This window comes from Saccharolobus solfataricus, assembly GCF_900079115.1.
Classification (GTDB): Archaea; Thermoproteota; Thermoprotei_A; order Sulfolobales; family Sulfolobaceae; genus Saccharolobus; species Saccharolobus solfataricus.
On the sequence record NZ_LT549890.1, the window covers coordinates 2,858,286 to 2,871,369 of the forward strand.

The 13,084-nt window shown below is 36.9% G+C and carries 10 protein-coding genes and 2 pseudogenes; 7 read left to right on the plus strand and 5 right to left on the minus strand.

Going from position 1 to position 13,084, the window contains the following annotated elements:
* Both SSOP1_RS15110 and SSOP1_RS16730 read right to left on the minus strand, forming a co-directional pair.
* Window positions 1–940, minus strand: a pseudogene (locus SSOP1_RS15110) (nucleoside hydrolase).
* 265 nt (window positions 941–1,205) lie between these two features.
* A pseudogene (locus SSOP1_RS16730) lies at window positions 1,206–1,367 on the minus strand (RNA-guided endonuclease TnpB family protein); the annotation flags it as partial.
* Window positions 1,368–1,376: 9 nt separating this feature from the next.
* On the opposite strand from SSOP1_RS16730, the gene SSOP1_RS15115 reads away from it, so the two are divergent.
* The 7 genes from SSOP1_RS15115 (at window position 1,377) to SSOP1_RS15145 (ending at window position 10,106) form a co-directional block, all read left to right on the plus strand.
* Complete coding sequence (locus SSOP1_RS15115) at window positions 1,377–2,444, plus strand: IS110 family RNA-guided transposase (RefSeq protein WP_010924120.1); 1,068 nt, start codon at window positions 1,377–1,379, stop codon at window positions 2,442–2,444.
* Between the two features lie 242 nt (window positions 2,445–2,686).
* Window positions 2,687–4,228 (plus strand): AMP-binding protein, encoded by a 1,542-nt coding sequence (locus SSOP1_RS15120; RefSeq protein WP_009990879.1) that lies wholly within the window; start codon window positions 2,687–2,689, stop codon window positions 4,226–4,228.
* A gap of 256 nt (window positions 4,229–4,484) precedes the next feature.
* Entirely contained in the window at window positions 4,485–6,380 is a 1,896-nt protein-coding gene (gene glcS / locus SSOP1_RS15125) for a glucose ABC transporter substrate-binding protein GlcS (protein ID WP_063492844.1), read from the plus strand.
* Between the two features lie 3 nt (window positions 6,381–6,383).
* Window positions 6,384–7,241, plus strand: coding sequence for a glucose ABC transporter permease GlcT (gene glcT, locus SSOP1_RS15130; RefSeq protein WP_063492845.1), 858 nt, complete (start codon window positions 6,384–6,386; stop codon window positions 7,239–7,241).
* 6 nt (window positions 7,242–7,247) lie between these two features.
* Window positions 7,248–8,135, plus strand: a complete 888-nt coding sequence (glcU, locus tag SSOP1_RS15135) for a glucose ABC transporter permease GlcU (RefSeq protein WP_063492846.1) — start codon at window positions 7,248–7,250, stop codon at window positions 8,133–8,135.
* A gap of 5 nt (window positions 8,136–8,140) precedes the next feature.
* On the plus strand, window positions 8,141–9,256 hold the full coding sequence (glcV, locus tag SSOP1_RS15140; RefSeq protein ID WP_063492847.1) for a glucose ABC transporter ATP-binding protein GlcV: 1,116 nt from the start codon (window positions 8,141–8,143) through the stop codon (window positions 9,254–9,256).
* A gap of 118 nt (window positions 9,257–9,374) precedes the next feature.
* On the plus strand, window positions 9,375–10,106 hold the full coding sequence (locus tag SSOP1_RS15145) for a cyclase family protein (RefSeq protein WP_063492848.1): 732 nt from the start codon (window positions 9,375–9,377) through the stop codon (window positions 10,104–10,106).
* On the opposite strand, the gene SSOP1_RS15150 is transcribed toward SSOP1_RS15145, so the two are convergent.
* The 3 genes from SSOP1_RS15150 to SSOP1_RS15160 all read right to left on the minus strand — a co-directional run bounded on the left by SSOP1_RS15150 (window position 10,080) and on the right by SSOP1_RS15160 (window position 13,084).
* Window positions 10,080–10,988 (minus strand): dihydrodipicolinate synthase family protein, encoded by a 909-nt coding sequence (locus tag SSOP1_RS15150; RefSeq protein WP_063492849.1) that lies wholly within the window; start codon window positions 10,986–10,988, stop codon window positions 10,080–10,082. The genes SSOP1_RS15145 and SSOP1_RS15150 overlap by 27 nt on opposite strands.
* A 37-nt stretch (window positions 10,989–11,025) precedes the next feature.
* The gene (locus tag SSOP1_RS15155; RefSeq protein ID WP_063492850.1) at window positions 11,026–11,787 is read right to left on the minus strand and encodes a ZIP family metal transporter; all 762 of its coding nucleotides are present in this window, start codon (window positions 11,785–11,787) and stop codon (window positions 11,026–11,028) included.
* Between the two features lie 535 nt (window positions 11,788–12,322).
* Complete coding sequence (locus tag SSOP1_RS15160) at window positions 12,323–13,084, minus strand: ABC transporter permease (RefSeq protein ID WP_197653738.1); 762 nt, start codon at window positions 13,082–13,084, stop codon at window positions 12,323–12,325.

Below are 13,084 nucleotides of genomic sequence, written 5' to 3' on the forward strand. Positions count from 1 at the left end.
TCAATCTGAACTTAAAGTTTTTAGTAAGATTTGGACAAATTTCTCATAATCGATGTCATATACGACTTCGGCGTTAGGTTTATTGTTACCAATAATATGTCCAGGGTCCACGTAATCTATTATAGTGACACCTCTAGTCAACCCCTCATTAGTTTCAACATCTACGTGCTCTTTATGAGATTTTTTAATAATTTTTGGGTTAATGGCTATAGCTGCTGTAATAACGTCTGGATGTGGATTTCCCCTCATTCTTTGTATCTGCATTGAAAATGTTCTATAATGTGAATAAATCTTAACGTAAAAATTAGAAAGTTTGGTATTAAGGGATTTTATGAAATTTCATATATTAGGATCAATAGCATTAGCCACTGCAACCTCCCAAGGAACTAATGTTACGTTGGTGAAACCAGCGTGTAATGCTATCTTTACTGCATCTGGTCTACCCAAAAATTATATTCTGCTATGGGTGTAATGTTGCCTCTTCCATAGATTGTACCACCCATAATGTATAGGTGATGTATACATTCAGTTAATCTAGGATACTTTAGATATGCTAAGGCTAAATTAGTTAACGGAGAGATAGCTAAAAACTCTAATACCTTAAAATACGTTTCACATAACTCTGTTATAGCATCAAAAGCATGCTTACTTTGTGCCTTAAGTCTTATTGGTTTCACAATCTCATTTCCTACTCCTCCCTTTCCATGAACATCTTCTACGGTTTTAAAAGACTTAACTAGTGGTCTTTTTGAATTGGATATACTGGAATATCGATATTTAGAAACTCTAAAGCCCATAACATAGTGTCTACTTGCTGATTAAAGTTTACATTACCTTCAACAATAGTAATCCCGACAACTTGTATATTGTTTTTAATCAGCATTATCAAACTCATTATATCATCTTCTGCAGTGTCACAGTCTATTATGAAGTATCTCATCTATTTCACTTTTTCCATTTAATATAAGTAATATAACAATGCCTCTATGAGTGAGCCGATGCTCTAGCCACAGCCCAAAATATGAATATTTTTGAAGGAGACATATAACCGAAATTCTTGGGTATAGGTCTTACTCCTATTGCCTTAAATCCTTGTACCTTTCATATATACTTCTTCAGACTTATTTTCTCGCTCACTCATCTGACTTTCTCACCGCCCTGGAAGGGCGATGGTTCCCCTTCCAGAGGGATCATCGTTCCCACCATCAATTCGGGTTTACATCTCTCATCTGGTAGGCAGACGAGAGGGCCAGAGACCCCCTCCCGTTTAAATTCATAACTGCAATAACATCACGATCATTCTCATAACCGCATGAACACCTAAACCAACAATATCCCCTTTCTTCCATCCTTCTACCACACCTAGGGTTAGGAGTATGGTCGGTAGTATTTCTGAAGCTAAGTCTTCGGTTTCCGGCGTGACCGACCCCTACTGTCGGACTGAACATTGTGAGAAAATCCACCCATATAGGTGTGACAAGGAGGTAGGGGTCCTAGGAATAGACGTGTCAAAAGATAATTTAATCACGAGCAGGGGAGGAAAATACGAGAACAACCTAAAAGGCTATGAGAAAATCCTCGATATGAAGCCTTGCACGATAGTCCTAGAGCCCACCGGAGTATACTCAATAAAGCCTTCCCAATACTTCAAGGAAAAAGGAATAAGAGTACTACAAGTAAGCCCAAACGTGCTATCAAGGGAAAAGGACTTCAGGGAAAAGAAAACAGATTTTTACGACGCAGAAAAATTAGAAAACATGGTCGACAAGGCAAAGGAGTACGAGTATAACGTCCTTAGAGAACTCGTAACTCTATACCTGTTCTTAAAGGACATGGAAGTAAAACAAAAGAACAGACTAAAGAGAGCACTATTCCTAGTAAGCGACAACGACAAGATAAATAAGGAGAGATTGGAAAGACTAGCAAGCGGAGACTTCGCACAAGAAGTACTCTACCAACTAGAATACACGCCAATAGTACTTGAAGAAGTCAAAATACTGGCTAAGGCCCTCTTTGAGACGCAAGAGAAGTTAAAAGAGGTCAAGGAGATGATAGAGAGCCAAGTACCGGAAGACCACGTCCTACTGACGATTCCGGGAGTTGGGAAGCTTGCTGCAGGGATAATCATTGGCGTTGTAGGTGATATTAGGCGCTTCCCTAAGCCTGAGTCTTTCGTAGCTTATTGCGGTCTAGATCCGGTAGTGGAGAGGAGCGGTAAGGCGGTGGTAAGTAAGGGAATCTCAAGGAGGGGTAACAAGTATTTGCGCAGCCTTTTCTACTTTCTTGCGCAGATGAACTGTTCAAAGAACCCGACCTTATTGAGGTTTTACGAGTCTCATAGGAATAGACTTCACGGTAGGAAGTTATACACTGCCTTGGCGAGAAAGTTGGCTAAGGTTGTGTGGAGCGTTTGGTATAATAATAAGCCTTATGAGCCCAAGTGACCCAAAATCGCCACGTGAATCCTTTCAATTCACGTGGCAATCTTAGTTGACACTATGCTTGAAGTTCAACCGAAATATTTATTACTGAACGCCCCCAACTTTGTAAAATACTTATCTAGATTCTTTATTTTAGCATCTTTACTAGTAAAGACGCAATAATGCTTAGCTTCATTTAAAACCTCTAATTATATTAGAGATGTAAAGGGTTAAGCACTTAATAAGAAAACGTTTAATTATTAATTATGAAGATAAAGGGAAAAGAAGAGTTTTGGGAACCTAAAACTCAAATTGATACAATTAATGAAAGTGTAAAGTTATTCAAGGATAGGATTGCACTAGACTATTTCGGAAACAAAATTACTTTTGAAGAGCTTCGTCATATGGCAAACTCTATTGCTAGCCAGCTATCAGAGTACGTTAAAAAAGGAAATGTTGTAATTATATCTACACAAAACATTCCCCAATTTATTATAGCAGAATATGCAATATGGAAATTGGGAGGAGTTGTATTACCAGTTAATCCTTCCTATACTGAATATGAATTAAAATACTTAATACAAGATGCTAATCCAAAAATAGCTATTGCCTCATGTGAATCTAACGTTAGGAAATTAAGTCACATAATAAAAATAATCACAACTAATCCCAATACTTTCCATGAATTACCATATGAGTATAAGGAAAAATGGAGAGTCGAAGATTATTGTGAGGAAGAATTGAACCTCAAAAGTAATAAATTTAGAATGGATAACGTAAAGGTAAACGTTGATGATTTAGCCTTATTAGTATACACTTCGGGTACTACGGGAAAACCTAAAGGCGTTCCAATAACTCACTCTAATATTTACGCCTCCTCGTGGATTTATAAAAATTGGTTCAAGTATACTGAAAATGACAAGATACTAGGCATAGCTCCATTTTTCCACATAACTGGCCAAATATTTCACATAACAACTTCAATCCTAGCCGGCTCATCAATTTATACTTCATTTAGATTTGATCCAGAACTTTCCCTTAGAATTATTGAAGAGAACAAAACTACATTAACAATGGCCGTAGCAACCGTATATAGGGCTATGCTGAACGTATTAGATAAGCAAGATTTGACAAGCATGAGACTTTGGTCCTCTGGAGGGATGCCCATGCCCAGGGTAATAGAGGAAGAATGGAGGAAGAGAGTAGGGGATTGGGTTTACATGGCGTGGGGATTAACTGAAACTACTTCGCCTGCAACTTTATGGCCATATCCCTATAACGGTAATTTGCCGGTTGAGCCAGAATACGGTATTGTGAGTTCTGGAATTCCAGTATACAATACTGAAATAATGATAGGGGAGGATGGGGAAATATTCGTTAGGGGACCTCAAGTTGTTAAGGGGTATTGGGGGATGGGTGAGTTTAAGGATGGTTGGTTGCCAACTGGAGACATAGGAAAAATAATAAACAATTGGGTTTACATTATCGATAGAAAGAAGGATATAATAAACGCCTCTGGTTTTAAGGTAATGCCTAGAGAGGTTGAGGAAGTAATATATCAACATTATGCCGTAGATGAGGCTGTAGTTGTTGGAGTGCCAGATGAGTATAGGGGAGAAAATATTGTGGCTTACGTAAAGCTGAAAAAGGGATATTCGCTTTCAGATGACTTGGCTGCCGATATAATAAATTATTGTAGAATGCATTTAGCTCCATATAAGGTTCCCAGGCAAGTTAGATTCGTGAATGATATCCCTAAAACCCCATCTGGAAAAATAATGAGGAGAGTATTTAGAGATGAAGCTTAGAAGATCTTAGATAATCTGAGTTTGATCTTTTATGTGCATTGTGGTCATGTTGAATTTTCACGATCATTTAAGGACTCCCATAAACATAAATTATGTATCAAAACATTAATTGAAATATAGATAATAGTTATATTATAGTTATTTTTAGAAAAACATCCAATATGTTAACAAAACGTCTTTTACGGAAATATATAAATGTTAAACAAGTTAGGTATACTATTTATAAAATAGTTAGGTCATAAAAGTACCCGAGAATATGTCTAGGCGTAGATTATACAAGGCGATATCTAGAACAGCAATAATAATAATTGTAGTAGTAATCATAATTGCAGCAATTGCTGGAGGTCTTGCAGCATATTATAGCTCTAGCAAACCACCCGCTACCAGTACGAGTTTAACCAGTACGAGTAGCAGTTTATCCGTGACGACTTCTTCTACAACTTCTACCTTATCTTCTATTACGACAACGACGTCAACTGCTTCATCATATGTAGTAGACTTTATAAATCCGTGGGGTGCTGAAGACCCTGTAGGACTAAAATGGATTGGAGGAAATTTCTCAATTTACTACCCTGGCTATTCAGTGCAATTCACATCATTACCAGGAGCTAGTGGTGTAGAGGAGAGGTATGTTGTAATTAACGATATTGAGGCTGGTAAGCTACAGGGTATCTTTTGGGCTCATGGAGGCCCAGAAGTACTTTCCTATGTGGAACTATTACCTAGCCCCCACGATTTATACAATATGACCCCACTGTTAGCCCAAGAGGGATTATTCCAGAAGGGTGTCACGGAAGCACTTATGGCTATATCTTATAATGGTACAATATTCGGCTCTCCAACAAACGTGCACAGAGCAGAGGAGTTATACTTCAATCCTCAAATCCTTAAGAAATACAATTTACCAATTCCTACCAATTTAAGTTTACTAATCTATGATACTCAACAATTAGAAGCACATGGAATAAATCCGTGGGCAATGTCTGGCGCTGAAGGTGGATATGAACAATTACATTTGTGGTTCGCAATATTCCTATCTGTAGCTGCGCAATACTATGGAGCTGCAGGAGCTGCTAAATTATCAAATGAGTTAATGTATGGAGTGCTTAACTTAAATAACGCAACAGTTCAAAAGATTATTAACGAAACTGATAACGTATTCTTGCAGTTTGTAGGTCAGAACGCTGTAATTCCAAGCTGGCAAAGTCAATCTATATGGTCCGCTTTAGCATTGGTAATAAAGGGACAAACTGTATTCGAAGCTGGTGGCAATTGGCTTGCTGAATATGCAGCAATATGGTACAATACTACTACTTATCCTGCGACACAGCCATATCTAAGCTGGTCCAATGTCACATTAATGGCAATGCCATTCCCTGGTACACAAGGTATTTACGTTATAGATATGGACTCTGTTGCAATACCTACTGTTAATAATCCGCAAGAACAAGCAGCTATAAACTTCGCAAAATTCTGGACTTCGTATGAAGGGCAGAAAATATGGACGTATTACAAGGGTGTGTCAGTATGGGCTAATTCAACAGATTACTATGCTACTCCAATGCAGTGGTATGATTATCAATCTTTACTAAATACTCCGCCTCAGAACTTCACATGGGCGTTCGCTGATGGTACACTATTTGATGATGTGTTCTACTTCCTCATAGCACAAGAACTGAACTTGCAGGAGCAAGGTTCATCATATATTCCCACATTTAACGCAGCTCTATTCAAAGCTGAAAATATGACATTCCATGAATGGCAAATAGCTGCGAAAGATGGTTTCGGCTTCGTAGGACAAAGAGGAAATCCATTTGGTGATTATCTACCACCATGGGTTAATCCAAGTACTTACACATATAATTCAAGCTATACACCATCATTCTTACTAACACCACCTCATTACTTATTACCATACTTAAAGAAACTTGGACAACAGCAAGATGCTAATAAGGTTAATGGTATAAATTACTATATTATCAATAGTGTCAATTTGCTACCATATCCATTGCTAATTGTACTAATGGTATATTTGGATCAAACTAGATATAAATATATTATAAATACGTTCGTAAATAAGATAAACTTTTTTTCGAATGTATTTTTATCTAAATTTTTAATCTCAAATTCTACTTTATACTTAGGTGTTTAACTTATGAGGAAGGGAGCTATCCTAATGTCTATACCGGGATTCATATTTGCAGCTTTTTTGATATACTTATTGGTTCTAAATGTTTACTTTTCACTTTTGAATTGGTCATTATTTAATTTACACCCAACTTTTGCGGGTTTAGGCACGTATCAGACTTTATTTTCAGAATACTTTTTTAGTTTGGCGGTTACTCATACAGTTGTTTATACAATAGCCGCTGTTGCAATAGGTAATATACTGGGAATCCTGGGAGCTGGAATTTTATATTTTTTAAAGAGCAATGTGAGAAGAGCCATTTACCTATCTGTATTTTTGTATCCATTAGCTGTACCTTCTTCTACTTACGCGATAACTTGGCAGTGGTTATTTAATCCGCAAACTGGTATTAACTTAGTCTTGAGAATATTCCACTTCCCAAATATAATTTGGCTAACCACACAACCCACTATTTATGCAGGGATGATAATTATAGAAACATGGGCATATACTGGGTTAGCGGTGCTATTCTTCCTTGCTTCGTTTATGAGTGTTGATAAATCCATTATTGAGGCAGCTAAAATAGATGGTGCAAACAATTTTTATCTATTATTTAGAATCATATTACCAAACTCAATGAATGGTTTAATAGTATCTACAGCTCTTCTATTTCTATTCTCATTCAGAATATTTACTGTACCATTTACTATAGGAGGACCTACAAATCCAAATATGATGAGTCTAGTAGAATACATTTACATTTTGTTTAGTACTGAATACTTCTCCCTATCTTCAGCGTTGTCGTCTTTAGTGGCATTAATAGCGGCAATAGTAATTATTCCTTACGCTATACTCGGTTTAAAAAGGTGGGTATTTAGGAGGTGAGATAAAATGGAAAGATCTGTAAGTAAAGGCAGTTATATAGCAAGTTCGATTAAGTACGCGTTATTAGAAATAGTAGCTGCAATACTCGTTATCATGTGGTTGGTTCCACTTTACGCCATGATTTTAGGGGGATTGAAATCCAATTTAGAAGCAGCCAGTACTCCAATACTTCTTCCTCCATCTAAACCATCACTAGACGCATATGCCTTTGCTTGGTTTGGATATGCAACTATTCCCGGACTGGAACCTACATTGTTAAGATATCTCCTTGTAGTTATACCATCCGTCCTATTATCGGTAGTGATAGGGACAATGACCGCTTATTTCTTCTTCGTACTTAGTGAGAAACATGGAGTTATGAGCAATGCCTTATTTTCCATAATGGCCCTAGCAACCTTCCTTCCCATAGAAACAGTGACGTTTCCATTGATTGAGTTAGAGACTTCGCTAAACGTTTACAATACTTATATAGGGTTGATATTTGCTATGCTAGTATTCTATGTGCCTACTTCTGCATTATTAATGTCAATATTTCTTCCCGTGGTTCCTAAGTACTTAATAGAATCAGCTAGAATGGATGGGGCTGGAGACTGGACTATATTATGGAGAGTGGTTTTTCCATTAATATTCCCTGGATTTCTATCAACTTTAATATTCGTTTTCTTACAGATTTGGAACGAGTTCTTCATACCATTAATACTTACAAATACGCCAAACATGTTAATGTTACCAGTAGCAGCTAGATTCTACACTGCTGCCTATGCGTTAATTTACAATAGGTCATTTGCAGCTGGAGTTATTTCTTCCTTAATACCGTTGATAATATTTATATTTCTTGGAAGATATTTTATACGTGGGTTAGCAGCACTGGGTGGAGGAGCTAAAGGGGTGTAAAGGAAATGACCACAATTAGAGTAGAAAATTTATCCAAAATATTCAAAAAAGGTAAAACGGAAGTAAAAGCAGTTGATAATGTCTCAATAACAATAGGCTCAGGGATGGCTTTTGGTGTTTTGGGACCGAGCGGTCATGGAAAGACCACATTTTTAAGGTTGATAGCGGGATTAGAAGAACCTACCAGTGGATATATATATTTCGATAATGAGGTAGTATCATCACCACGTAGGGTTGTAATGAGTCCGGAGAAGAGAGGTATTGCGATGGTGTTTCAGAATTGGGCTTTATATCCCAACATGACTGTTTTCGATAATATCGCCTTTCCATTAAAGCTAGCCAAGGTACCTAAAGATAAGATAGAAAAGAAGGTTAGGGAAGTTTCTGAAGAATTAGGCTTATCAGGTGTTTTAAATAGATACCCTAAGGAACTTTCTGGAGGTCAAATGCAAAGAACAGCAATAGCTAGAGCGTTAGTAAAGGACCCTAAGGTTCTTCTATTAGACGAGCCATTCAGTAATCTGGATGCACAGATTAGGGAAAGTGCTAGAGCTCTAGTAAGGAAGATACAAAGAGAGAGAAAGTTAACTACACTAATAGTATCCCATGATCCAGCAGACATATTTGCAATAGCAAATAAGGCTGGAGTTATTGTTCATGGAAAATTCGCTCAAATAGGTAGTCCGACTGAAATATATGAGTATCCTGCAACAGATCTAATAGCTAGACTAACCGGTGAAATAAACTTGCTACAAGCAAAGGTGATGGAAAATAATGCGACGTTAGGTAACCTAAAAATACCTCTAAATAATGTGGAACTAAAAGGAATGAACAATATAATTATAGGAATAAGGCCAGATGATTTAACACTTTCTGACACTTCACTAGATAAATATATAGACGCGGGTATTGTAAAAGTAAAGTTAGTAAGCTATGGTGCTGGTATATTTAAGATAGTAGTATCTCCAATTACTGACGAAAATATAGATATAATAGTGGATGCAGAAGAACCATTAGAGACTGGAATTGAAACTCATCTATTAATTAAATCAGGTAAAGTAAAGATATTCGATATAAATGGGAGTAATTTGCTTACGGGTAAAACGCAAATCATAAAGTAGCTAGGGTATTTTTCCACGTATTAAAATATTATACTTATTTCTACTATTATTTTACCCTATAGTTATGTTAACAGATTAGCGAAAACGTTATTATAATGGTAGTAGCTTATTCTTCACTATGATTAAGGAGTTATTCGATCAAATGTCAAAGGGTAACTTATTATTAATAGATATGAGTTACGAAATGTTTAATGGGATGCAGACCTATATTGGAGATCCACCATTTAAACATGAATACTTTAGGAAAGGTAATAAGTACGGCGAAGTCACACTTTCAACATTGTACATGGGACTACATTCTGGTACCCATATAGACCTTCCTTTACATTTCGTACCTAATGGGGAAAGTGTTGAGAAATTTAACATAATGCAATTTATAGGTTATGGAAACGTTTTAGACTTAAGCTATAAGAAGTTAGGAGAACCAATATCTAGCAACGATCTAAAGAAGTTTGATGACAGGATAAAAGAGAATTACGTTGTAATGCTCTACACTGGTTTCTCAGCAATGAGGGGTAAAGAAGATTTCTTGTACAATTGGCCTTACCTTGATTCTAATGGTGCTGATTATTTAGTGAGTAAGAAGATAAGGGCAGTGGGGATAGAAAGCATGAGTATTGCCGGTTGGGCAGGAAAGGAGTATCCTCCTAGAACAAACTGGGATGAGGTAGTATACGTACATCATAAGTTACTTAGTAACGGCATAATAGTATTGGAAAGTGTGAACAATATGAGGAAAGTGTTAGAAGAGTGTAAAAATGGTGAGGCATTGTTCTTCTATGCACCTCTAAAAATTGTTGGCGCTGAGGGAGGGCCAATTAGGTTATTTGCTATTTGTGAGAAAAAGTGAAAGATCTTTAATTCTCTCCCGTATCTTATTTTCTTCTTCGCATATTGTTAAAGGTGGCCTTACTACATTTTTTATAGGCATGTTTAATACCTTTAACAGTAGTTTTATTGACGCGGTGTATGAGTTACAGTAGTCGTAAATGTCAGTTATATTTAACACGTCAACCCAGTATTTGTTAGCGTCCGAAAGATTACCGTTTTTCCAACTTTCGTATACCTTCAAATGGAGCTTCGGTATAGCGTTGGCTAGTCCCATTACCCCACCGTTACCACCCATGTATAGAAGTGGTAATAGGTACTCGTCAAATCCCGTAAGTATGGAAAAATCCTTTCTAATTTCCCTTATTTCGCTAATCAACTGCTTGAAGAAAATTAGGCTGTCTAAGGTTACTTTAGTTCCAATTATGTTAGAGTATTGAGATACTAATGTCTTGTAAACGAAGATTGGTATATTAATTCCAGTGAAGAGGGGTATATTATATATTATAAGGGGAATGTCTACTTTCTCAGCGATCATGGAAAAGTGGTTTAATAACTCTTTTTCTCTTACTTTAAAGAAATATGGGGCCATAACTACTATAGCGTCAACTCCCATATCCTTAAAATCCTTAGCTAACTTTATGGTTTCCTCTGTGAAGTTGGTAGAAGCTCCAGCGAAAATTAGCGTATTATCGCTTCTTCTAGAATCTAAGGCTATCTTCGCCACGAGTTTCATTTCATCTAAAGTTAAGCTAGCGAACTCACCCACACTTGAATTTACAAATATTCCATTAACCCCATTTTCACTTAAGTAGGATACTAGCCATTTAAGACCTTCTTTATCTATTGAGTAGTCCTCTAAAAATGGTGTAATTAATGGAACTACTACACCTTCTAATCTCATAAATAAATAAACACTACATGGTTTTTTAATATTTTGATTAGAAAGTCGTTCCTCCTAATATATCCAGCAAGACTTCAAGTCCGTAAGTAGTAGCTATGCCAATAAATAGCCAAGTCCAGAACCTGGCCTTAAATCCACCTAGTAATGATGCGGCATTTATGTTAATTCTTATCATAACGAATACTAGGGAAGCTGAAGCAACTACGTTAAGAAATGCTAGGAATATCTCGTTTGAAATTCCAAGATAATATATTGAAGCCCCAAGGGTAGTAGGTAGACCAGCTAGTAGGGATAATGGTATCAGAAACTTTAATCCCATGGTTCTTTTGGACATCATTGCTGGTGACGATATGGCAAATCCCTCTGTCGCGTTATGGACTGCAAAGCCTATTGTAAAAGCCCAAGCTAAAGGAACTGATCCAGACAATAATGCAGCGGCTATAGCAAATCCCTCCCCTATATTATGAAATCCTAGAGCGCTCGCCACAACAACTGGTAACCCTTCCCCACTTGGGCTTTTTTCGAGGAGACTTAAAAGTAACCATGTCCCTAATAGCCCTATTGAAGTTAAGATAAGGGCAATGGTGAAATCTGGGTAATCTTTAGCTGATAAGAAATTTGTAACTATTTCTTCAGCTCCCGAACCAGTATCTAATGCTAAATACGAGAGTATTCCTCCAGTAAATGCTCCCAGATATCCAATTGTTGTTTTGCTGAATTTCCCTTTGGATATTATTATTGCACCTATAGCTACCGTACCTCCCGCTATTAGACCTAAAAGGATCGGGAAGTAATTCATTTCTTTTCGCCATGTCGTAATTGTATAAAGAAACTTATAAGCTTATCTATTATATCAATTATACAGGTTAAAATAGAGGTGAACTCACCCCGCCCTTAGGACGGGGCATCTCCACCTCGCGGTGAAGATTTCCTGCTTCTCAGATTAACCTCGATCCCCATAGCGGAGGTTCCAACGAACTGTTCTGTAATGCCCCGTGTGGAAGAGAGGTTACGGAGGGTTTTCTCTCCACAGGCTTAAGATCCCCCAGTCCCGATGGTACCGACCCAGCTCTTTCAGCCGAGGTCTAAGAAAATTTTGACATATAACTTTAAAAAACGTTTCTATAAGGGGGCTATCCATCCCTCACAGAAGGGGACTTTCGCCCCCTTAACCCCCGTTAGAGTTAAAGAATTTCGTAAAAACTTGTGAGGTAATATATCAACTATTTACTACCTTTATTGCTAATTTGAAATACTTTATTAGTTTAAGGCTATAGATATGAGCACCATACATCATGCATTATTTTTAAGAAAAATTACTAAGTATAAACTCACTACTCTATTATCTTCTTAAACCTTATAGATGCTAAGATATACATCGTTATATTAAATATTAAAATGGCTAAAACATCACCTACTATACTATCCATGTTACCGGTTATCATTAACCGTCTGCAAATATCTATAATATAAGTTAATGGATTACCTAAGGCGATGTATTGGAGTACTTTTGGCATTAGTTCTATGGGATATAGCCCGCTACTTGCAAAGAATAAGGGCATGGTAATTGCTTGTCCTATTCCCATAAACCTCTCTCTGGTTTTCATGAAAGAGGCTATTACGACTGATAGTGAGGCAAAGCCACTAGACATGAAAAATATAATCAAAGAGGCAATAAGAAAGTAAAATACATTGTAGAATTTAACGCCGAGTAGGAGCGCTATTGTTGTTATAATTATTATTTGAAATAGGCTTCTTATTCCAGACGCTAAAGATCTACCTACGACTATAGAATACCTAGGCAATGGAGTAGTTATTAACTTTTTCAATATTCCAGATTCCCTCTCCCAAACCAAGGTTAAACCGTAAAATATCGAGATGAATGTCGAGGATTGAATAATTATTGCAGGAGTTATGTAATCAATATAGGGTATACCACCCGTTGGTATTGCTCTAATTCTACCTATCACTGTACCGTAAAGTACTAACCACAATATTGGTTGTATTGCTCTAGTATATAGCTCAGTTCGATCGTTCTTTATTTTCCTTAATTCCAGCTCAAGCATTGTAGTTATATACTCTAGTACGTTAACCAA

Coding starts and splice junctions, on each gene's coding strand:
- SSOP1_RS15115 (WP_010924120.1), top strand. CDS start 1,377: ATGGTCGGTAGTATTTCTGAAGCTAAGTCTTCGGTTTCCGGCGTGACC.
- SSOP1_RS15120 (WP_009990879.1), top strand. CDS start 2,687: ATGAAGATAAAGGGAAAAGAAGAGTTTTGGGAACCTAAAACTCAAATT.
- glcS (WP_063492844.1), top strand. CDS start 4,485: ATGTCTAGGCGTAGATTATACAAGGCGATATCTAGAACAGCAATAATA.
- glcT (WP_063492845.1), top strand. CDS start 6,384: ATGAGGAAGGGAGCTATCCTAATGTCTATACCGGGATTCATATTTGCA.
- glcU (WP_063492846.1), top strand. CDS start 7,248: ATGGAAAGATCTGTAAGTAAAGGCAGTTATATAGCAAGTTCGATTAAG.
- glcV (WP_063492847.1), top strand. CDS start 8,141: ATGACCACAATTAGAGTAGAAAATTTATCCAAAATATTCAAAAAAGGT.
- SSOP1_RS15145 (WP_063492848.1), top strand. CDS start 9,375: ATGATTAAGGAGTTATTCGATCAAATGTCAAAGGGTAACTTATTATTA.
- SSOP1_RS15150 (WP_063492849.1), bottom strand. CDS start 10,988: ATGAGATTAGAAGGTGTAGTAGTTCCATTAATTACACCATTTTTAGAG.
- SSOP1_RS15155 (WP_063492850.1), bottom strand. CDS start 11,787: ATGAATTACTTCCCGATCCTTTTAGGTCTAATAGCGGGAGGTACGGTA.